Here is a 22,217-nt window from a genome sequence, read left to right as displayed (position 1 = left end):
TGCTTTGATAATGCTTGAAATTTGTGGTGTGAAGAGTGAATAATGTCCCCCCCCTCGACTTAACCCGCCAATACGCCCAGATTGGCGACGAGATAACCGCTGCGGTGCAAAAAGTGCTGGCCTCTGGCGGCTACGTAGGCGGCCCGGCCGTAAAGAGTTTTGAACGAGAGTTCGCCGAGTACACGGGAGTTTCCGAGTGCGTTGGCTGCAACTCCGGCACAGATGCCTTGATTTTGGCCTTGCGAGCTCTCAAAATTGGCCCTGGCGATGAAGTGATTACCACTCCTTTTACCTTTTTTGCTTCGGCTGAGACAATTAGCGCCGTCGGCGCAACTCCGGTGTTTGTCGATATTGACACCGATACTTTTAATTTGGATGTCGAACTCATCGAAGCGGCAATTACTGAAAAAACCAAGGCAATTATGCCAGTGCACATCTTCGGCCAACCGGTAGACATGACTCGGCTGATGGAAATTGCGACTCGACACAATTTAGCCGTAATTGAAGATTGCGCCCAGTCTGTCGGGGCCCAGTGGCAGTCTCGAAAAGTCGGCAGCATCGGCCATGTCGGCTGCTTCAGTTTTTATCCGACCAAAAATTTAGGCGCTTGCGGTGACGGTGGCGCGGTGACGACAAACGATCGGGCCCTCGCAGCTTCGATGCGGATGCTCAAAGAACACGGACAGTCTTCTAGGTATTTCTACGAAGAAATCGGCTGCAACAGCCGTTTAGATGCCCTGCAAGCGGTGATTCTCAGCATTAAATTGCGGTATCTCGACAGTTGGAACGCCCAGCGACGTTCGCACGCCACACTTTACAGCGAATTTCTCTCCCGCGTGCCCGGAGTTGCCGTCCCCAAAGAATTGCCCGAAGCAAAAGGAGTTTGGAATCAATACACGATCCGGCTGACAAGTCCAGAAGACGGGCAAAATCCCTCTGGTGATTTTCGAGATTGGATGCGGGCTCAGTTGCAGGAAGCTGGCATCGGTTCGATGGTTTACTATCCGTTACCTTTGCACCTGCAACCTGTTTACAAATCTTTGGCTTATCAAGCAGGTCAGTTGCCAAAGGCTGAGCAAGTTTGTCGCGAAGTCTTGTCTTTGCCGATGTTCCCGGAACTTTCTAGGGATCAACAAGAGCGGACGATTTATGGTCTGAAAGATTGCTTGGCTAAGGGCGATCGCATCCGGTAGCTTTGGTGCGATGGCATCAGCGAGGGAAACGCAGGAGGAGAAAAGAATTGCAGGGTTGCAGTGCTGTGAGAATGTGCAGGGATCGGGGAGAGCCGTTAAGTATTTTGACCGATCGCTTGTACTTTTATAAAAAATACCCTGAAAACCCTGTGACTTTAGTCCAGGGATGAAAGGGCATGGCAGGATTTATCCTGCCTATCACATATACCAATTGCACAAATGTCTGGCAAGTGTGCTATCGTCAAAAGAGTCGAAAGTTGCGAATTTTGAGAAATCAAGTATCTAGCTTAACAGCAGTACGGATGCTCAAAATAATTAATCACAACCAATACTAAGATTCTGAACCGATTAAATCGTCAGTAAAAGACGTTAAAACCTACCCCCGGACTGGAGGAAAGTCACGACCGAGGAGCTAGTTGTAAGACTAGGATAGCAGACCGCCATTTTTGGCAAAAGGATTGCGCCCGGAAACCCTGGCAATAGGGGTATTAAGGCTGGAAAGTCTTAAGAATCCCCGCGCTAAAGCGACGGGGACTGTCAAGTACTATATTTAATGAAAAGAAACAAATTTAGGCTAGCAATCCGCATCGAACGGGTGCATTTTCCGCTCGCCTAAAACTTGGAATGCGATCGGTCAATGATGAAGAAGGAAGTTCGGCAACGGATTCTGTAACGGATGTAACGGATGTAACGGATTTCAGGAAGAAGGAAGAAGGAAGAAGGAAGAAGGAAGAAGGAAGAAGGAAGAAGGAAGAAGGAAGAAGGAAGAATAAAGAATAAATAATGTTGGAACTTTCGACTTCTAATCCCCAATGCCCGATGCCCGATGCCAGATGCCCGATGCCAGATGCCCGATGCCCGATGCCCGATGCCCGATGCCCGATGCCCAATTCTCAATTTAACCTGTAATTTTCAGAAGATAAGAGGAAAATAAACGAGTGCCTCAGTATCAATTCACTCAGGCTAGACGCTACGATCCACAAGCGATCGCTCAGTATTACCGCAAACGTCCTTGGAAAGCAATTTGGCGCGCAATTACCGTTATTTGGTCTTTTGCAGGCTTTGTGCTGGGGATGCTGTGGGACAGTTGGCAGCACGAAGTCGCAACACACCAGCCGGAACGAGCCACCCACCTGCGACAAATACTCACTCGCTTGGGCCCCACTTTCATTAAAGTCGGCCAAGCCCTTTCTACCAGACCGGATTTGATCCGCAAAGACTTTCTCGAAGAACTGATCAAACTTCAGGATCAGTTGCCGCCGTTTGACTCCGTGCGAGCTTTTGAGATTATTGAAGCGGAACTCGATCGCAAAATTAGCGAAACCTACAGCGAAATCTCTCCCGAACCTGTCGCTGCGGCAAGTCTCGGTCAAGTGTACAAAGCTCGCCTCCTCACCGGAGAAGAAGTAGCAGTTAAAGTTCAGCGACCGAATCTGTTACCAATCTTGAGCCTTGACCTTTATTTAATGCGGTGGGCGGCTGGATGGTTGGGCCCGTTGCTGCCGCTAAATCTCGGTCACGACCTGTGTTTAATAGTCGATGAATTCGGTATTAAATTATTCGAGGAAATTGACTACATCAATGAAGGCCGCAACGCCGAGAAATTTGCGACAAATTTTGCCGACGACCCGACAGTAAAAGTTCCGAGTATCTACTGGCGTTATACTGCAAAATGCGTTCTGACTCTCGAATGGATTGATGGCATCAAGCTGACAGATATAGAACGTGTTAAAGCCGCAGGTTTGGATACCGATAGTTTAATTGAAGTCGGAGTCCGCAGCGGTTTGCGGCAGTTGCTGGAACACGGATTTTTTCACGCTGACCCCCATCCGGGAAATCTGTTTGCTTTAGCGGACGGCCGCATGGCTTACATTGATTTTGGGATGATGGATCAGATGGAAGAAACAACTAAAGAAACTTTGGTTGATTCTGTCGTTCATTTGATCAACAAAGATTACTTACAATTAGCCAAGGATTTTGTCAAACTTGGCTTTTTGACACCAGATACAGATATTATGCCGATCGTCCCGGCGCTGGAATCAGTGCTGGGTGATATCGTCGGCGAAAAGGTATCAGATTTTAACTTCAAGACGATTACAGACCAGTTTTCGGAGTTGATGTACGATTATCCTTTCCGAGTGCCGGCGAAATTTGCCTTAATTATTCGCTCTCTGGTGACAGAAGAAGGTTTGGCCCTGACGCTGAATCCCGATTTCAAGATAGTTGAGGTGGCGTATCCTTATGTAGCGCGGCGTTTGTTGAACGGAGAATCTCCGGCACTGCGGCGGCGTCTGATTGAGGTATTATTCAAAGATGGCAAATTCCAGTGGAACAGGTTGGAGGAGATGATCGCGATCGCTAGGTCCGATCGCAGTTTCGACTTGCTCCCCACCGCCCAACTAGGCTTGCAATTCTTGCTGTCAGAGGAAGGGTCGTTTTTGAGACGCCAATTGATATTGGCTTTGATTGAGGACGATCGACTCCACACCGAAGAAGTTCGCAGCCTGTGGAACTTAGTCAAGGAAGACTTGCAACCCGGCCGCCTGTTCAACGTTGCTCTAGGCGCTTTGACGGAATTTTCCACAGCAGGAGCCTCGCTGACTCGATTTTAATTTTAGTCATTGGTCATTGGTCATTAGTCATTAGTCATTGGTCATTGGTCATTAGTCATTGGTCATTAGTCATCAGTCATTAGTCATCAGTCATTAGTCAAAAGAAAATTACTAATTACCAATTACCTTTCTTTACCACAGGGAAGTGCCGTATACGCGGATTTCAGAAAACAGAGGCGAAAATTATTTCCTTCTGACTGCTAACTACTAACTAATGACTAACCACTAATGACTAACCACTAACCACTAATGACTGATGACTAATGACTAATGACTTCCCAATTTCCAATTACCCAAATTAAGGAATTATTCGTGTATTATTTTCCCGAACCTCCATATTTTTTAATGTCCGCTGGATTACTAGCAGGTATTGCCTCCGGTGTAGCATTTGAAGCAACTCTCAAACAAGCCGTACAACTGTGGTCAAAAAATCGTTCTACTCGCACTTTGGCTAACCTGCAAGGGCTGCAATTGCTGATACCTTTTCTGGGAATGGCTGGCGGAATTTGCGTATTTTTAGCTTCGGGGATGGAGATTTTTGGCTTCCCAAAACTACTTTCTTATGTTCTAGCTTTGCCGCTGACGGTACTCACGGGCTGGCTAGTTTGGACTCAGTTGGGTAAGCTTTTAATCGAGCTAGAACGCGGAGGTTCCAAAGCGCTGGATCTAGATTCTTTTGAAGGATGAGAGTTAGCTATCAACCTCTTTTCTGAGAAGGAAGGGGGTTGATAGTTTTCTAATGTTATCCTAATTTGATGCTTTTTGAACCGCAGAGAACGCAGAGAACTCAGAGAAATAGAAAGAAGAGGCTCACAATTTATGCAGGAATTTCTGTATAAAATTTCCAATCTAAAATCTAAAATCTAAAATCGAATGGGTAATTTTATTGTTACGGGTGCAGCAGGATTTATCGGCTCTAATCTAGTAGAAACTCTTTTAAATCGAGGGGAGACAGTGATAGGTGTTGACGAGTTCAACGATTATTACGATCCGGCTCTCAAGCGCAAGAATATTGCACAATTTGATAAGTATTCTGGTTTTAAATTGGTGGAAGGCGATATTTTGTCTCTGAATTGGCGATCGCTTTTATCCGATACAGAGGTAATTTTTCACCAGGCGGCGCAAGCGGGAGTTCGTGCTAGCTGGGGCGACGGTTTCCGCAGCTATACCGAACGCAATATTAACGCCACCCAAGTATTGTTAGAAGCGGCCAAAGATGCGCCAAATTTGCAAAGGTTTGTGTATGCTTCATCGTCTTCAATTTACGGAAATGCTGAAGCTTTCCCCACAAATGAAAACGCTTGTCCGCAGCCGGTTTCTCCCTACGGAATTACGAAGTTAGCCGGTGAACGTTTGTGCGGACTTTATTACAAAAATTTTGGCGTTCCGACTACTTCGCTGCGCTATTTTACCGTTTACGGGCCGAGACAGCGCCCCGATATGGCTTTTCACAAGTTTTTTAAGTCGATTTTGTTTGACGAGGCGATTTCAATTTTCGGCGACGGATTGCAAACGCGGGATTTTACTTTTATCAGCGATTGCGTTGCGGCGAATTTAGCGGCGGCTGAGGTTGCGGAAGCTGCGGGGGAAGTTTTTAATATTGGCGGGGGAAGTCGGGTAGTTTTGAAAGAAGTTATTGATACAATAGAGAGAATTGTCGATCGACCAATTCGGATCGATTTTGCAGAAGCAGCCAGGGGAGACGCGCGGCACACTAGCGCGGATGTGTCTAAAGCCAAGAAAATCTTAGGTTATCAGCCGCAAGTTGCTTTAGAAGAAGGTTTAAGGCGCGAATGGGAGTGGATTCAGTCTTTGTACAGCTAGATGCTATCTATCCCAAAAATTCCGCAACTTAAATTGAACATTATTAAGTTTTTGAATTACCCAAGCTTTGAGATTTCTCTGCAAGCGAACCAGCAAATTTGGAGGCGCGAGTTTTGGTCGTGTTTCCGGCGAATTCAAATAGCGGTAGTGCAGAAACACGTCTCGGTAAGGAATCTCAACATCTTCACCAGCACACAATTGATTAATTTTGGCAGCCGAAATACTCATGTAGTGCAAGTAAGTCAACCGCCGCCCTTTATCGTATAGAACATAATCTCTCACATCAAATTTAGAAGACCAATGATTGCCCGTTACCCCTGCCGATTGATGATAAGCAAAGTTATAAAAAGAGATGCCGCTGCGGGCGACTAAATAGTTAAATAAAGGTTGGTCAGTTCCCCGTAAAGACAGAATTTCGGCTTCTCCTGAAATCAAGTTTTCTAAAAGTTGGTTTGAGTTATTTCGATTTAAAATACCTTTTTTTGCAGCAAACCAACCCGCACAAAAAATATGAGAGTGCAGTTTGCCAAAATTGAAAATTTCGGCGAGTTTTGGGGATGATAAATCAAATACATAATTGAGGTCTGATTTGTATTGAAAATCGTTTGCTACCCAATCAAATTTATCAAGTTTTTGATAAATGTAATCTAGAGAACCCATTAACAGAGTGTCTGCGTCAAAATAGATAAATTTATCGAAATGGCCGTCGAAACAACAGAATTTTCGGTGCATTTCCAAACAGTGAACAGGTGTCCAACCTTTAGCTTGCCAAACTTTTTGAGCTTTTGCATGAGTTTTCCAAACTTGAGTTGCAAAATGTTCCCAGAAAATGATTGACTCGGTATTTTCAAACAGGGTGACATGAGGACGAGTTGCAATTTCTACTTGCACTTTTTTCAGGTTATCATCATAGGGAATGATGCAAACAGGAATATCTTTTGCCCCATTCACTTCGAGACTGTTCAATAAAGCGACTAAGTGGTCGAAAACAACATCGTTTGCTAGAATATAAATGCCAGCGCTCATAATTATTCACTACAGATTATTTATATCGTGTGGAGTTGATTTATTTTTGTATAATTTCCGAACTCGTAGGGGCGGGTTTTACCAACCATAATTGCCTAAAACCAACAATCTCGTAAACCCGCCCCCTCCCAACGGCAAATCGCTACAAACAATATTATTTATCCCTGCAAATATCTAAAAATTATTTGCACTAAATTTGGTTTTTCCTCCTTCAGATAACGATAATGTTTCCAAAGTTGCCAATAAGGACTACCAGATGTAATCGGTATTCCAGCCCAATGAATATATTTCAACCTTTTGCCTTTGTCATAAAGAACATAATCTATTTCTTGAAAATGCTTGGAACCCGCCCAGCTTCCAGGTTCTGTTGCTGAATCTTTAACAAGATTGCAGCGTTTGGGAATCAGCTTGAGAATGATATAATTTAGTATAGGTTGGTCTGTGACATTTTGAGTAAAGTCAAAATATTCTCGATGCTGCGAACATTCTCGCAAAATCTCATACATTTGCGATTCTGTAATAGTTCCTTTTCTGGAAGCCCAAAAACCGCTGTTGAATACATCTTGAAGCTGTGAGTCTGTAAAGATATTCTGTTCTTTTACAGCGGGTGAAAATACATTTCGCAGTTTTTCGCTGAGGTGGTGGTAGTCGCAGCAAAAAAAGTCTACTTCTGATAATTTGTTAAGGTTGGCTGCGATGTCTTCAAAGACGATGATATCGGTATCGATGTACAGAAATTCGTCAAGCGGGCCAAACCAGGCGACAAGTTTTCGCATTTTGTTGGGGAGGGCTAAAAAGTTGCGATCGAACATTTGGCCAATTTGTCTGGTAAACTGTTCCACAAACTCCAGATTTGGGAACAATTGCACACCGTGGAGACTGCTGAGTGCGGCTGCGACTTGCTGATAATTGTCGTCGAAGGGAATCAGAAAAACAGGTACTTGACAATTGTACAGACGTATGCTGTTTAAAAGGGCGATCGCACTTTCGATCACTTTATCATTCGCAACAATATAAATACCGCGACTCATACATTTATCCTCAACCTTCTTAACACTCTTTTTAACAAATTCGGCGCAGAAACCTCAGTATAAGACTTTGGCACTTGGGCAAAAATCGGACGCTTTTCCGGTTTCCGGAGATAGCGGTAATGCAGAAACAAATCGCGATAGGGAAACTCAATATTTTCGCCTGCACAAACTCTCCGAATCAAATCCGGCGGCACGCCAATATAATGAATATAAGTAAGTCGGTTTCCCTTGTCATACAAAATCTGATCTTGCTCTTCAAAATGTTTAGAAGTGACGCTACACCCAGTTTTTTCGCCATCCGGGAGGCTATAAGCAAAATTATAGCTATTCATCCCCGTTTTCATCACCATATAATTGAGCAAAGGCTGTTCTCCCGCACCTGCATAGAGAATTTCCGCCTCGCCCGATTGCAGTTGAGCTAACAGCCATTCCCTAGTATCTTGCTCAAACAATCCTTGCTTGCTGGCGTAAAATCCAGAACAAAATATTTCCGAGTCTATCCGATTTTGCTCAAAAACTTCGAGGAGTTTTGGCGACTGAATATTGTATACTTTAGTTGGGTCGCGAAATTGAAAATCGTAAACCACAAAATCCGATTCTTCTAACTTCTGAAAAACCGCATCAAGGGAATTCATCACCAAAGTATCCGCATCCATATAGATAAAGTTTTCAAACGGGCCGTCGAAAGCGCAAAAGCGACGGTGTGCGCCGTAAAGCCGAAATTTTTTGCGGTTCAAACGCTCGGGTGCCGCTGCTTCCATGAATTTATCCCATCGCTGAATAGATGCGCTATCTTCATAAATAAAGACGTTGGGACGGTTGACAATTTCAGCTTGGATTTGCTGTATCTGGTCGTCGAAAGGATAAATACAGACAGGAGTATTTGAGCCTAAGATAACTTCAATACTGTTGAGCAAGGCAATTAGTTGGTCGTAAACTGTATCGTTGGCAAGCGTGCAAATTCCATTCATATATAGTGGATTCGTTCTGGTATAATTTGCACTCTGGTAGGAGCGGGCTGTAGCAAATATTAGACCTCTTGCAAAAATAACTAGGACGGGCAAGATGCCCATCCCACAAAATTTTTTTTCTTGTGGAATGGGCATCTTGCCCGTTCCAGAATTTGATTAAAAGGATTTTTGCAAGAGGTCTATTTATATTGAAAACTAACTCTCTTGTAAACCCGCCATAGCATAGAACCAAAAACCGGAGGCTACGCAGAAACCAGAGCCACACGAAAACCGACATCCTGGACGCTATCGCGCGCCGATCCCCCGTTACGACTGGTACTGCGACAAAAGTCTTCACAGAGTTTCCAGGAACCCCCACGCTGCACTCGCCATTCAGATGTGCCAGTTTCCCAGGAACTTCCGTCAGTTGGTGCGCCGTTATAGCTATCGTGCCATCTATCGCTGCACCACTCCCAAACAGTGCCGTGCATATCGTACAGTCCAAAGGCATTCGGGAGAAAACTCCCTACATTGGCGGGGGCATTTGCGTAGGATCTATATCTATGATAGTGGACTAATTTCGGAGTAATGTTTTCCCCAAAATAAAATGGGGTTGTTGTACCGGCACGGCAAGCGTATTCCCATTCTGCTTCATTCAAGAGGCGATATTTTTGCCCGGTATTTTGCGAAAGTTTGACGCAGAATTCGACTGCCATCTCCCACGATACTTCTTCTACAGGAAGTTTTTCTCCTTTGAGTTTGAAATAGGATGGGTTGTTTCCCATCACTGCTTGCCACTGCGCTTGGGTGATGGGATATTTTCCTGCAAAAAAAGTCGGTACTGTTACTTGATGCTGCGGATCTTCGCGATCGTATTTATTTTCCTCTGTTGCTGGCGAACCCATCATAAAAGTGCCGCCTGGAATATAAACCATTTCTAGCATAACTCCCTTCCCTAAGTCTTCAGGAAAAAAGCGAGCAAAGGACTTACGGCGGCTGTTTTCTTTTCCTTCAGCATCGACTGTGATGACATCAAAGTCAAATGTAGGGAGATAGTCTTGAGGGAAATGGGGTTTAAGCTTTAAGTCATCCCTATCTTTCAGCAGTGAATAGGCAGCTAATTTTACTTGCATTGATTCATTTTGCAATCCTCCAATTATTAAATCTAAACCTGCATCTCCATATTTCATCGCTTCAGACAGTGCAGCAATTCTCACCTCTACAATCGGTGAAGCCAAACGACTTTTAACGCCGAGAAAGCCTCCTAAGACAGCCGCACCTATGGGCGGTGGATTTTGACCACCCTTTACGGCATCGTATTCTCTGGGTTGATTTTGATTTTTTGTCATGGCGCTATTTCTTAAGATACAAAGTTAGACAGCCAATTGAGCAAGTTCAATTCGTGGAGAATGATTTGTCTGGCTTCGGCAATTTTCTCCCTCGCTTCCTCCCAATAATCCGCATTAGCCACAACCTCTTTAATAAATTCTACTCCTTTCTCATCCAAACTCGGCAGCCGTAGAAAACTCCCCGCCGGCAACAACTTATCCGCCGCCGAACCGCCGTAATAAATTGGCAAACACCAAGCTAATAAAGCATCCCAAAGCTTCTCGCTGACATACCAATCGTTTTCGGCATAATTTTCAATAGCTAAGTTGTAATAGTATGGTGCGACGGCGTGCCATTTATTGTTAACCGTCCCGTTTCCCTGTGCCCAAGTTGGCAAGTTTCGCCCGTAAAGGTCAAAATCCAATTCTTGCGATCGCAGTAATTTGATAAAATCTAATCGGTGGCGGTGATTGGCGCTGCGGCTAACACCTGAAGTAATCCAAGAACAGGATTTAGTTTTAGTTGGTGGCGGCATTTCATCGAGTTCTCGAAACGAGTTAGAGTGATACCAAATCGCCGGCATATAATCTGGTTTGGGTGCGAAATCGTCGGGGCCGGAAATGTAACCGCAATAAAGTTTTGCTTGTTCGTAGTTGGCTTTGGTAATTTCAATAACTTCTGGTAATGGTGGCTCCCGGATCAGGTAAATTATGCGCTCTTTGGGGACTCCGCGCAGTTTTTCTCGAATGTCGTTTTCTGGAGTTTGGGGGCTGGGACGGCGGATTTTGTCGAGCCAGGATTGATTTTTGAGCGGTTTGGGAAAGTCGAATTGATACATGAGTAAAAAATCGGGTTCTGGGTGGTTGGCTAGCATTTGAATATTTCCCCATTGGCCGAAGTTGTGGGGGGTTTGTTGCCACAGCCAGTCGCTTTGGTTCATGCCTGGGTAGGTGGTGATTGTGCCGATGATTTTTGGGTTCATAATTAGTAGTATGTAGGGTGCGTCAGCTTGGGTGATTTTTGCAATAATTGATAATTTAAAAGCTGACGCACCGCACAGTTAATGGTGCGTCAGTTTTGATAATTTAAAAGCTGACGCACCGCACAGTTAATGGTGCGTCAGTTTTGATAATTTTATCAATTGTCTGTCGCCTGCGGACTGACGCACCCTACCAATGACTCATCTACATAACTCAAAATCCTCTCAATCCTATTTTCCCAGGAAAATTGCTTGACAAAATTTATTGTTTCTGAATAACCTGCGATTTTCCTAGGATATTTGGTTAAACTATCTCGAATGCTTTGCGCGAACTTGTGCGGGTTATCCGGTTCGCACCAAGTTGCTGCTATATTTCCCGATTTAAATTCCATTAAAGATGCAATTTCCGTCGCGACAATCGGAGTTCCCGATGCCATATAATCAAAGAACTTCAAAGGAGAAGTGAACGTCGCGGCTTCTGTCAAACAGTGCGGGTGAGTCAAAACATCGGCTGCTTGCAGCAAGCTAGCAAGTTGATTTTGCCGCAGGTAGCCGAGAAATTTGATGTTGTTAACTTGCTTGGATTTGGCTAACTTCTGGTATGCTGTTACTTGGGATGAATCACCGCCTGCGATCGCAAATTGAACTCCTGGCAATTCCTTAGCCACATCCACCAACATATCAACACCTTTAAACGGGTAAAGCCCTCCCGCATAAACTGCTAAATTCTCTCTTCCATCCGTTAATAACTTCTGTCGCCATATCCGGGCATCTTGGGTTTGTCTCGCGAGAAATAAATGATTGAAACCGTTGTGCAGCATAATCACTTTTTCCGGCGGCATTCCATTTTCAATCATGCTTTCTCGCACGGTATCGGCAACAGTTACGGCAATCTGAAACAGCGGATTGCGGATAATTTCCGGCTCAAATTGCTTGGATTCGTGGTGATGCTGTTCGTAGATAGCAGGAATTCCGTTTTTAATTGCCGCTTTGACAAAGTTCCAGTCGCGGGTGTGGACGATTTTGGTGGACTTCAGCAGGTGAATCGGTAAGTAGTATTTTGATACTATTGTACTCGAACTCGTCCACTTACTGTCGAAAAGGTCGATCGGCCACGGCATCGGTAAATCTGCTATTTTTAATTTATCTTGAATATTGTATATTTGGGCAAGTTTTTCGTCGGGTTTTCTCGGTTGAAAAGGATGAAACAAATCAACTGGATTAAAAGCATTCCATCCTTTGCGGAGATATACCAAAACTGCTGGTAAACCGAGATTTGCTGCGGCATTGGCAGAGTGCGCAACTTGAACTAAGCTGGCTACATTCGGTTGCGGCAAGACATTTCTGGTAAAAAATACATAATATCTAGACATGGTAATTGGGAATTGGGAATTGGGAATTGGTAATTGGTAATTGTTGACTGTACAGACTGTTGACTAATGACTACTGACTGCTGACTAATGACAACTCCCAACTGCCAACTGACTACTTTTTAACAGCCTGACGCTTAATAGTCTTTTCTATAAATTCTAAAGTCTTAAAAATATTAGCAGCAGAGTGAAATGATTCTCTGATTAATTCGTCTCTTTCTTCGGGAGAATCTACCATTTCATCGACTAGCAATTTGAGATAAGCTATCATGGGAGTCAGGCGAGTGCGAATTTCGTAAGAACCTCTAATTAGAGCTTCATCGCGAGCGGTTTCTTCGGCAAATTGCACTGAATACAAGCGAGTATAGTAGCCTCCTTTTGCTAGCAATTCTTCGTGGGAGCCCATTTCTACTACTTGTCCGCGATCGATCACGGCGATTTTGTCGGCTTTTTGGACTGTGGAGAGGCGGTGGGCGATTACCAAGGTTGTGCGATCGCAACTCAATTTCTCGATCGCCTCTTGCACGTACCTTTCCGAAACTGTATCCAGGGAACTCGTTGCCTCATCTAAAATTAAGATTTCCGGGTTTTGCAGCAGTGCTCTAGCAATGGAAATTCTCTGACGCTGCCCTCCCGATAATATCACGCCCCGATCGCCAATTTGAGTATCCAGCCCCTCCGGCAACTGTTCGATAAACTCGTAAGCATTTGCTCCCTTCGCCGCTTCCACAATTTCTGCTTCGCTTGCTTCTTGCCTAGCATAAGCAATATTTTCGCGCACTGAAGCATTAAACAAAAACGTATCTTGGCTAACAATTCCCATAGCTTTTCTGAGACTTTTCAGCTCAAATTTACGCAGATCGGTGCCGTCAATCGAGATAAAACCTTCCGTCGGATCGTAAAATCTCGGCAGTAAATCTGCCAAAGTTGACTTACCAGAACCAGAACTCCCTACCAAAGCCAACGTAGTGCCGTGAGGCAGAAATAAATCTACTCCATGAAGAACTAAATTTTTATGATTTGGATAGTTAAAAGATATTTTATTAAAATGAATTCCCGATCGCAACTGAGTGTAACGCACTTTTCCATCTAACATAGATGGCTTGTCGTCCTCCCTTAAAAAATCGTTTACCACCTCTACACTAGCCGACGTATTCGCAAATTGACTGCGACCGCTATTTAACTGAGAAATTAAAGGAATTAGCCTAAACAGTACCAATAAATAGGTTAGTAAAACAGTAGAAATCGACTCTATTTCATTAGCAAATATTGTGCGACCCATAAACACGATCAAAATAATAACTATCAAATTCACCACTTCGTTAATCGGGGCGATCGCTGCATAGTTTACTTGAGCTTGGAAATCGGCTTTTTCTCGCCTTTGAATTAACTGCTTAATCCGCTCGTACTCCCTTTCCTCGTTCCCAGTTGACTTCACCAACCGAATCCCAGTCATGGTTTCCAGTACCCTAACTGAATAATCTTTCGACATTTCGGACAACTGATGCCCAAAATGCTTAGAACGGGTAATAAAGTACTGATTTGTCCAAGCGACTAACCCCAACAAAATTGTAGATGTCACCGTCAGTTTCCACGATATTGAAAGCAGCAAACCCACAAACACCAAAACAGTAATTGAGGTAGTAAACATTCCTATAGCCGTGCCAACTGCACTAGCAGTCCGACCCACTTCTCCCCCCAATCTATTAATTAAATCCCCTACTTTAGTTTTTGAATAATAATCCAAATCTACTTTGAGCAACAACAACCGCAAACCAGCCTCTCGCAAGTCACAAGTCAAAGAGCGCGTCAGAGAAGTAGCTACTAAACTATTAGTATAGCTTGCAATATTTTTAAAAAAAATTGCCAGAACAATCGCTGCCGTCATTAACACCAAACGCTGACTTTGAGGGATTCCTTCAAAGGGATACATCAAAGTTTTAATTAAAGGTGGAGCGCCCCGCAACTCGACAGCTTCCTGCAAAAAATTTAAAAGCACTGGTACAATCAGAGTAGTGCTGATACCATTGAATAAAGCCCCAGAAAAGCCCAGCAGCACAGTCAAAAAAATCCTGCCTGGATATCGTCTGGCAAATTTTAGGAGTAGCTTATTTGCAGACATGAAGCATTTCCAGCTAAACAGTACGACATTTCAAAATATTTTTTAATTACAGCCAGCTTATATTCCTCCATTCAGTAACTGAAAAGTTACCTCGACATACCTGAAATTATATCTGAAAGGATTGGCGCCATTGTTTGAATGCTATATTTCTCTACGCATCTTTCCCTAGCTTTCATTCCTTGAAAATTTGCTGCTGTCAAATTTTGGAATATCCATTGAATTTTTTGGGAAATTTGAGCGGGAGAATTCGGCTCGACTAAATAACCAGTTCCCCCTAAAATTGCTGGAATATCGCCCACTCGCGTAGACAAAACAGGCTTAGCCATTGCCATCCCATCTGTCAACTTGAGCGGGAACTGAGCCACCGCTGTCATAGTCTCTCGCTGAGGAACAACGATAACATGAGCCGCCGCTACAACGGACGGCATCGTCTCGACTGGAAACCTTGGCAGTTTAACAATCCAACGCCCCCATTGTTGCATAAGTCTATCATCATAATCATCATAAGGACTTCCACCGACGATCGCTAATCTTAAATCTGGCTCATTTAACTGTTCGAGGGCCATCAAAACATCCTCAACACCTTTGTGAGGTCGCGGTGAACCGGGAAACATTAAGATTTTATACCCGGACAACCCGTAACGCTGTCTGCTCAATTCAGGATTGTATTTAGCAGGGTCGAACATCTCAGTATCCTTGCCATTAGGCAAATATACACCACCAAAACGCTGTTTTAAAAACTCAGTATCCACAGTGACAGCATCGGCGCGGGAAACTAAACTTTCCATCCACTTGACATACAGCGGATGATCTGGTTCTCTTAATTGACCATTTTTTTTTAAAATGTCTCGATAAAGTTGTTTGAAATCAGGGCGATATTTCCATTCGTCTCCGCCGAACCAGCTAAGTTCCCAGTCATCTATATCTAAAATCACAGGGCGGCGAGTATCCAGTTTTTTTAGCAGCGATAAACCAAAGCTTGTAAGTTTAGGTTTCACCGCATAAATAATATCCCCATCTATTTTTTTCAAAAGTTTTTGAGCATCCATCAAAAACCCCGGATAGTTTTTCCCCGGTATCGCACATACCGGGATACCTCGCGGAGGAATAGCATACAATTCCTTGCCAAACTGAAATCCGACAACTTCTGCCTCATAGTTAAGCTCAATCAGGACTTGAGCCAAGAGAAAAGCACGAATTGCACCTCCTCCCGACAAATCGCTCACCACTAATGAAACTTTCACTTGGTAATTTTTTTATCAAAAAGCTGCTTTATTTTCCTACTTAACCGGGCTTTTGTCAAGGTTAGCAAAGCAAAAATTACTTTTTTTAGGGAAATTCTCGGATCTTTTAAGGCTAAAGCATCTTTGATTTCTTGTCTTAAATTGGTTGCTGCTGATGCCGTTCGCAAATAAAGCTGGGGATGAATTAAGGAAAGCTGAACAATGTTAGTTCGAGCGGCCTCTTTTTGCAAAACAGGATTCGTTGTTAAATATTCTGTATTCGCAAATACAAGTATATTCTGGGCGTAGTACCATTTAACTCTATCGTTTTGCCATATTTTATTTCTCACGCAGTCAATCGCCACATATCCTTGCTCTTGAAAGAGTTTTGCCCAATACTCTGGCCACTGTTCGTTTACGTGATTTGTTCCTCCTTGAAATGGTACTGCGGCAGAAAATAAAATAACTGGGCCCAGCTTCACTAAAGACTCTACAAATATCTGGGCGCACTCAGAGGGCAAGTGTTCTGCCACTTCTAAGGAAACAACTAAATCAAATTGTTTTTCAATGGGCAAAGGCTGGTTTAAATCTAATGCTAAAAAGTTAGCAGCGGGGATTTCTAGCATTTTTGGATCGACCCAATCACCGTCGATTCCCAAAATATCTTCAACGCCGAATTCTGTGAATGCTGACAGCCAGGTTCCCGTGCCGCAACCGACATCAATTACTCGCTTGGGCTGCACGAATTCCCAAAGGATAGGGATAATTTCTCTGGCTGATTCTTGGGAGGTTTTTTGTAAGTATTTGTATAATTCTTCAGTGTAGTGTTGCACAGTAGCTAGAGTAGTTATATTTTATTTACTTTTGTAAATAATTTTTTATTGAACCGCAGAGGGCGCAGAGGGCGCAGAGTGAGAGGAAAGAAAGAAAGAAAGAAAGAGAGATGTTTACAATTTTTTAAATGTTGAGTAACTTAATAATGTTTATTTTAAACGCCAGGGATTGTTAAGTTGATTTGGTAACAATATTTTAGCCGTGCGATCGAATATTCTAGTAAAAAGCGTTCTCGTCACGTTCTTCGCGTACTGCGGGCGGTAAGGATAAGTGCAGTGCATTACTTTAATCGGTTTGTCGATCGCATAAACATCTTTCCATTTGTCCAAGTAATTGTAAACAGGCGACAAAGTTTTCATTTTCGGCTTGACAGATGCAATAGCAGCAGCAAAAGCACCCTGGTCTTTTAAGAGTAGCACATCTTGATTGGCAACTACTATATCGAAATATTTCTTAAAAAAATCGAATAATTCCTGATTTTTACTGCTGTTTGTAAAAGCGATAAATCCGCCATTATATTGAATGCTATTTTCGTTAAGGGGTAATCCTACTGATTGCAACGTTGAGATAATATCCTGCTTGACTCTTAATAAATTAGCAGCTTTAGCAATCGCAGGTTGGACATCTTCCGTCACCAACAAATCCACCGCATCAAGAAAATCAAAAACCTCATCTATTGGCGACAGCAAACAAATATCGCAATCCATATAAATAGTCTTGTCAAACAGAGATTCCCCGTACAAAGCCAGTTTAGCTTGCCGCGACGATAAAACAGGATTTTCGTTCTTAGGTGCAGGTTTCAATATAACATTTCCAAACACCTGAAGTAAGGGATATAAAAATTGCGGGACTCTATCTATTAAAACAATAATTGGTTCGCGGTGAAACTTCCTGACAGATGCCAGAAAATGAACGCAATCTTGAAAAGAGTACAAACCGGTTAAAATCGTAATAAATCCCTTAGCTTCTAGTTTCATTAGTGCGTCCACTCCCAAAAACTCTCGCTCCAGTTATCTCGATAATTAAAAATTCCTTGCCACTCATAAAAATGCACAAAATCCTTCAGGTTAATTGCTTGACTGACATCTCTAATCATGTAAAGAGGTTTTTCGCCGTAAAAAGAAGCCCACATAGTATAACTGCTAGGCGGCCCGATAATATAGTCGCACTCAGCCAAAGCATACATATCTTCAATTAAATGACCGTTGGCAAAAATGCAGTTGAAACGATCGAATAAACTAGAACTTTGCGGAATATTAGAGCAAATCAAAAACTTGATTTTCTTCCCTTCAAATAGTTTTACCGCTGAATTCATGACTTCTAAGTATTGCTCAGTTTTGTAAAAGTACCTCCCATTTTGGTGCTGAGCGTAATCCCCTTGACGGATGTGAACTCCGATGATAATATCGGCGTTATTTTTTACATTCAATATCAAATTCTCTACATTAATTGTATATTGCTCTAATAATCTAAAGTAGGCTCTAATTTTGTCGGCGTACTTGTGTAACTTTGGCACATCTTCTACAAACCAGCCATCTCGAAATATCCAGCCTTGAAAACAAACAATTGAACCGTGCTTGAGTGTTTCAATATCCCGATACTTTACCCAATTAAAAGGTTTTTCTCGGGTTATTTCTTGCGTTTTTAAGATATTTTTCTTGCTTAAATTGTTAATAAGTTTAAAATATTTACTTCTGATAAACTTGTTACCTGGTACGGTAAAATATTGAGGAGGATAACAGCACAAAAGATTGCTGGCTGTGCCAACAAAGAATTCTGCATATTCCTCAAAAGCGGGATTGAGAACAGTTAAATTATTCTCGATCGCCAAAGCTATGAAATTAGCAAAAAGTAGCAGTCTGTTGCCGAGTTGTCCCGATTTGGCAGATATTATTAGCATACTCGCTTTTTTGTGAGGGTAAGGTGCGCAATGCACACCCTACATACTACATACTAAGAGTTGTGGCGTTTTTGATGCCACTGCCAAGCATGGGAGATGATATCCTTAATATCGGGATATTCTGGAGACCAGCCCAAGGTTTCGATCGCCTTTTTGCTGCTACCAACTAAACTAGGAGGGTCTCCCGGACGCCGATCGCACTCAACAGCCTTAATCTCTTTTCCCGTCACTTGGCGAGCCGTTTCTATCACCTCTTTCACCGAAAACCCGCCGCCGTTGCCCAAATTAAAGAAATCAGATTTACCGTCATTTAACAAATATTCCAATCCCAAAATGTGAGCCGACGCCAAATCGTTAACGTGAATGTAATCCCGAATGCAAGTACCGTCAGGAGTATCGTAATCCGTGCCAAAAATTGCGATCGAATCTCGTTTCCCCAAAGCAGCGAACAACACCAGCGGAATCAGGTGAGTTTCTGGATTGTGATCCTCTCCTAACAACCCGTTCGGATCGGCCCCAGCCGCGTTAAAATAGCGGAAACAAACAGACTTGAAATTGTACGCAGGGTCAAAATCAGACAAAATCCGTTCTACCATTAACTTAGTAGCACCGTAGGGATTGATCGGATTTTGCGGGTGGTCTTCTGTTAGCGGAATCTTCTCCGGTACGCCGTAAGTCGCGCAAGTAGAAGAAAACACCAATTTCTTCACCCCAGCAGCGATCGCCGCTTCCAAAAGGGTAATAGTGCCGATGACGTTGTTTCGGTAATATTTAGCTGGGTCGGTAACAGATTCGCCGACGTAAGCGTATGCAGAAAAGTGGATTACCGCATCAATTTTGTGGGTAGCGAACAAGTTGTCGAGCAGAGTGCGATCGTTCGTATCGCCAACTACCAACTCCACTTGCAGAACCTTCTCTACTATATCTCTGTGACCGTAAACTAAATTATCCAAAATTACTACACCGTAACCGCTGTTTTTCAGCGCTAATACGGCGTGAGAGCCAATATATCCAGCTCCGCCCGTCACCAAAATAGTTGGTTTTTCTGCACTCATTTTGTTTTGCCTGTTTATTGTAGCTGCAAGAAGTCCGGTAGGGACACGGCAGTGCCGTTTCTCTACTTATGTGGGGAGTTGACAAGTTCAATCGATAAACTTGAGGCGACCAATTTGGATATAATCAAATATCCGATTGATTTGATGTCGATCCTCCTCTGAAATTTTATCATCTGACAGGATAGCAGAAGTCAAAACTAAGTGTTCCCGGCGAGAGATTTTGCCAGATGCTACAATCCGATCGACCATTTGAGAAATTGTTAAGTTCGATTTGTTTTGAGATGTTCGCATTTATTCATCGCTTTTATGTCAGAATAGTCAAAGCTGCTTGCAGTTCTTGACCCAAAGCTGCATAAGCTGTTCGACATTTAAACCACTAACGAGGCCTGTAGGGTGCGTCAGCTAGAACACTTACTAAGCAAGGGAAACAAGATAGGGCTGACGCACCCTACAATACTATTTTAAATGCTCCACAGCATACCAGACCACAAATTAATTGTGGAACAGCCAACATAAGGTATCAGAGTTCCTGACTCCCAAAGATAGATGCGCGGAGCTGATAATTCTCCACAGTACCTTTGAATAGCGTTCTAACCAATTAAATTCTATAATAATTTTCCTAGAAAGGTAGTTTTTTATGCAAGTTTATCGGCTTCCCGTACTGTCCGACAACTATATTTTCTTGCTGCACGACCCCGATCGCCACACAGCAGCAGTCGTCGATCCAGCCCTCGCAGAGCCGGTCTTGCAGCAACTGATCTCGCTCGGAGCCGAATTAACAGCAATTTTCAACACGCACCACCACAGCGACCACGTAGGTGGCAACCAGCAACTGATCGATCGCTTTCCCCAAATAAAAGTCTGCGGCGGTGCAGAAGACCGAGGCAGAATACCCGGACAGCAAGTCTTTTTACAAGCGGGCGATCGCGTTGAATTTGCCGGCAGAACCGCCGAAATCTTCTTCGTACCCGGCCACACAAAAGCTCACATAGCCTACTATTTCCCCCCCAACAACCCAGGCGAAACCGGCGAATTGTTCTGCGGCGACACTTTATTCGCCGGAGGCTGCGGCAGACTGTTTGAAGGCACTCCAACTCAAATGGTAGCCTCCCTCGCGCAACTGCGAAACTTGCCGGACAATACAAGAGTTTGGTGCGCCCACGAATACACGCTGAAAAACCTGCAATTTGCCCTAACTGTGGATGAGGACAATCTTGATTTGCAGCAGCGCTTGGGCGAAGTGAAAGCAGCGCGCAGCCGCAATGAAGCCACGATACCATCATCGATCGGCATCGAGAAAAGCACAAACCCATTTTTGCGCTGGGATTGTCCCAACCTCCAATCAGCCGCCAACACCCGCGATCCAGTGCAAACCTTTGCTCGATTGCGCGGGATGAAAGACCGATTTTAATTCACATCTTGCACCATTTTCAAGAACAGGCTTTCCGGCCTGTGCTATAAAGAGTATACTTCTTGTGGGGCGGGCATTCTGCCCGCTTCACAAAGGCTTGTTAATAATGGTGCAACATCTCATATCAATTCCGGTTGTATCGGAATTAAAATTACCGGCAATCAGGACACCGCGAGTTCCCAAGTCCCTACAATTCATCTGGCGTAGGGACTTAGGCACTCGCGGTGTCCTCTATATCATTCCGGCACAGCCGGAATTGATATCAGTTTTAACGATTGTTGTTAGAAATTGACACTCAAGCGGGCTGAAGCCGCTGAGATTCTGCTGACAGAGTAAATTTAGGCAAAACCCAAGTCTAACTCTCGCTACGGTCGCCAAACGCCGTCTACTTAGTCGCCTAAGTCAAACTTAGGTTTCTAGCTACTTTTGTTATGCTTTCAGAACCATCACGCTTGCCAAGACGCGGTACGCTCCACAACCTGCCTTTATTTGCTCTTTCCTGTCATACTGCACTAGGACTAAAACCTAACCGTTGTTTCATAGGAGCCGGGATTTCTCCGATACTAGGATGCTTCAATACGTAGATGTTTTTGTTCTTACTTACAGTCTAATTATAGCATAAAGACCACGGGGACTGAAGTCCCCCGCGTCACTTTCCTATCAGGACTAAAGTCGCGCTCGTTTCCCGCTTCCCGTATTGTTTTTATGAAAAATCCAGGCAATACTGAACCCCAATCGCAAATCGACCCCTCTGTTTCAGAGGATTCTAACAAAGAACTCTACCCAAATGCGCCTTTGCCAACAGAGATAGGGATGGTTTTGCAATTGGCAGATGGCAGCATTCAGGGTTGCAATTCTCACGCGCCGAAGCTGTTGGGGATCGCAGCAGAACAGATGCAGGGCTGCTCTTCAATAAACACTCCGTGGCAGACTGTGCGTGAAGATGGCTCGGATTTTCCCGGCGAGATGCACCCGGCGATGGTGGCGCTGCAAACCGGGCAACCTTGCTCAAATGTCATCATGGGCTTTTATCAACCAAACGGAGAATTGATTTGGTTGACGCTCAATTCTCAACCTTTATTTCAGGGAGATCGATCGACTCCCTATGCGGTAGTAACAACATTCACGGAACTCGCTCAACAAAAGCCCGAACCAGTCACTCACGCGCCCGCGCCACAACTGTCAGACACCCTCGAAAGTATTTCGGACGGGTTCTTTGCTTTGGATCGAGACTGGCGATTTACCTACCTCAATTTGCAAGCGGCGCGGTGGCTGAATCGACGGGAGCATCCCACTTTTTGACTAAGCAGAAATACTTAGCTTGATGTCGTTATTTAAATACGCACATCTCAGCCTTA

Annotated in this window: 20 protein-coding genes; 7 read left to right on the top strand and 13 right to left on the bottom strand. The window is 43.8% G+C overall.

The window, feature by feature from the left end; genetic code table 11:
* The first annotated feature begins 35 nt into the window (after positions 1-35).
* The 5 genes from QUB70_RS10690 to QUB70_RS10670 all read left to right on the top strand — a co-directional run bounded on the left by QUB70_RS10690 (position 36) and on the right by QUB70_RS10670 (position 5,629).
* Positions 36-1,193 (top strand): DegT/DnrJ/EryC1/StrS family aminotransferase, encoded by a 1,158-nt coding sequence (locus QUB70_RS10690; RefSeq protein ID WP_332980185.1) that lies wholly within the window; start codon positions 36-38, stop codon positions 1,191-1,193.
* A gap of 624 nt (positions 1,194-1,817) precedes the next feature.
* Positions 1,818-1,973 carry a hypothetical protein gene (locus QUB70_RS10685; protein ID WP_332980183.1) on the top strand — a complete coding sequence of 52 codons (156 nt, stop codon included), beginning with the start codon at positions 1,818-1,820 and terminating at the stop codon, positions 1,971-1,973.
* A gap of 158 nt (positions 1,974-2,131) precedes the next feature.
* Complete coding sequence (locus QUB70_RS10680) at positions 2,132-3,805, top strand: ABC1 kinase family protein (RefSeq protein ID WP_332980182.1); 1,674 nt, start codon at positions 2,132-2,134, stop codon at positions 3,803-3,805.
* Between the two features lie 270 nt (positions 3,806-4,075).
* The gene (locus tag QUB70_RS10675) at positions 4,076-4,492 is read left to right on the top strand and encodes a hypothetical protein (protein WP_442927763.1); all 417 of its coding nucleotides are present in this window, start codon (positions 4,076-4,078) and stop codon (positions 4,490-4,492) included.
* 186 nt (positions 4,493-4,678) lie between these two features.
* Complete coding sequence (locus tag QUB70_RS10670; RefSeq protein WP_332980180.1) at positions 4,679-5,629, top strand: NAD-dependent epimerase/dehydratase family protein; 951 nt, start codon at positions 4,679-4,681, stop codon at positions 5,627-5,629.
* A gap of 3 nt (positions 5,630-5,632) precedes the next feature.
* On the opposite strand, the gene QUB70_RS10665 is transcribed toward QUB70_RS10670, so the two are convergent.
* The 13 genes from QUB70_RS10665 to QUB70_RS10605 all read right to left on the bottom strand — a co-directional run bounded on the left by QUB70_RS10665 (position 5,633) and on the right by QUB70_RS10605 (position 19,739).
* Positions 5,633-6,655, bottom strand: a complete 1,023-nt coding sequence (locus QUB70_RS10665; protein ID WP_332980178.1) for an Npun_R2821/Npun_R2822 family protein — start codon at positions 6,653-6,655, stop codon at positions 5,633-5,635.
* Positions 6,656-6,813: 158 nt separating this feature from the next.
* Entirely contained in the window at positions 6,814-7,686 is an 873-nt protein-coding gene (locus QUB70_RS10660; protein ID WP_332980176.1) for an Npun_R2821/Npun_R2822 family protein, read from the bottom strand.
* On the bottom strand, positions 7,683-8,657 hold the full coding sequence (locus QUB70_RS10655) for an Npun_R2821/Npun_R2822 family protein (protein ID WP_332980174.1): 975 nt from the start codon (positions 8,655-8,657) through the stop codon (positions 7,683-7,685). The genes QUB70_RS10660 and QUB70_RS10655 overlap by 4 nt, the downstream gene beginning before the upstream one ends.
* Before the next feature lie 242 nt (positions 8,658-8,899).
* Complete coding sequence (locus QUB70_RS10650) at positions 8,900-9,985, bottom strand: formylglycine-generating enzyme family protein (protein ID WP_332980173.1); 1,086 nt, start codon at positions 9,983-9,985, stop codon at positions 8,900-8,902.
* Between the two features lie 11 nt (positions 9,986-9,996).
* Entirely contained in the window at positions 9,997-10,947 is a 951-nt protein-coding gene (locus tag QUB70_RS10645) for a glycosyltransferase family 10 domain-containing protein (protein WP_332980172.1), read from the bottom strand.
* Positions 10,948-11,102: 155 nt separating this feature from the next.
* Positions 11,103-12,317: a glycosyltransferase family 4 protein gene (locus QUB70_RS10640; RefSeq protein WP_332980171.1), complete on the bottom strand. Its 1,215-nt coding sequence runs from the start codon at positions 12,315-12,317 to the stop codon at positions 11,103-11,105.
* Between the two features lie 112 nt (positions 12,318-12,429).
* A complete protein-coding gene (locus tag QUB70_RS10635) occupies positions 12,430-14,436 on the bottom strand; it encodes an ABC transporter ATP-binding protein (RefSeq protein WP_332980170.1) in 2,007 nt (668 codons plus the stop codon).
* Between the two features lie 86 nt (positions 14,437-14,522).
* Positions 14,523-15,680, bottom strand: coding sequence for a glycosyltransferase family 4 protein (locus tag QUB70_RS10630; RefSeq protein ID WP_332980169.1), 1,158 nt, complete (start codon positions 15,678-15,680; stop codon positions 14,523-14,525).
* The gene (locus tag QUB70_RS10625; RefSeq protein ID WP_332980167.1) at positions 15,677-16,492 is read right to left on the bottom strand and encodes a class I SAM-dependent methyltransferase; all 816 of its coding nucleotides are present in this window, start codon (positions 16,490-16,492) and stop codon (positions 15,677-15,679) included. The genes QUB70_RS10630 and QUB70_RS10625 overlap by 4 nt, the downstream gene beginning before the upstream one ends.
* 150 nt (positions 16,493-16,642) lie before the next feature.
* Positions 16,643-17,470, bottom strand: a complete 828-nt coding sequence (locus QUB70_RS10620) for a hypothetical protein (protein ID WP_332980166.1) — start codon at positions 17,468-17,470, stop codon at positions 16,643-16,645.
* Positions 17,470-18,393, bottom strand: a complete 924-nt coding sequence (locus QUB70_RS10615; protein ID WP_332980165.1) for an alpha-1,2-fucosyltransferase — start codon at positions 18,391-18,393, stop codon at positions 17,470-17,472. Before QUB70_RS10615 ends, QUB70_RS10620 begins: the two co-directional genes overlap by 1 nt.
* A 53-nt stretch (positions 18,394-18,446) precedes the next feature.
* Positions 18,447-19,448 (bottom strand): UDP-glucose 4-epimerase GalE, encoded by a 1,002-nt coding sequence (gene galE, locus QUB70_RS10610; RefSeq protein ID WP_332980164.1) that lies wholly within the window; start codon positions 19,446-19,448, stop codon positions 18,447-18,449.
* Between the two features lie 87 nt (positions 19,449-19,535).
* The gene (locus QUB70_RS10605; protein ID WP_332980162.1) at positions 19,536-19,739 is read right to left on the bottom strand and encodes a hypothetical protein; all 204 of its coding nucleotides are present in this window, start codon (positions 19,737-19,739) and stop codon (positions 19,536-19,538) included.
* A gap of 346 nt (positions 19,740-20,085) precedes the next feature.
* Between QUB70_RS10605 and gloB the strand changes: the two genes are divergently transcribed.
* Positions 20,086-20,859 carry a hydroxyacylglutathione hydrolase gene (gene gloB / locus QUB70_RS10600; RefSeq protein WP_332980160.1) on the top strand — a complete coding sequence of 258 codons (774 nt, stop codon included), beginning with the start codon at positions 20,086-20,088 and terminating at the stop codon, positions 20,857-20,859.
* Between the two features lie 705 nt (positions 20,860-21,564).
* Complete coding sequence (locus QUB70_RS10595; RefSeq protein ID WP_332980159.1) at positions 21,565-22,161, top strand: PAS domain-containing protein; 597 nt, start codon at positions 21,565-21,567, stop codon at positions 22,159-22,161.
* Positions 22,162-22,217 lie beyond the last annotated feature (56 nt).

Origin of the sequence: Microcoleus sp. A003_D6 (assembly GCF_036702825.1) — a bacterium.
In the GTDB taxonomy this organism is placed as follows: domain Bacteria; phylum Cyanobacteriota; class Cyanobacteriia; order Cyanobacteriales; family Microcoleaceae; genus Microcoleus.
This window is presented reverse-complemented; position numbering and strand designations above follow the sequence as displayed.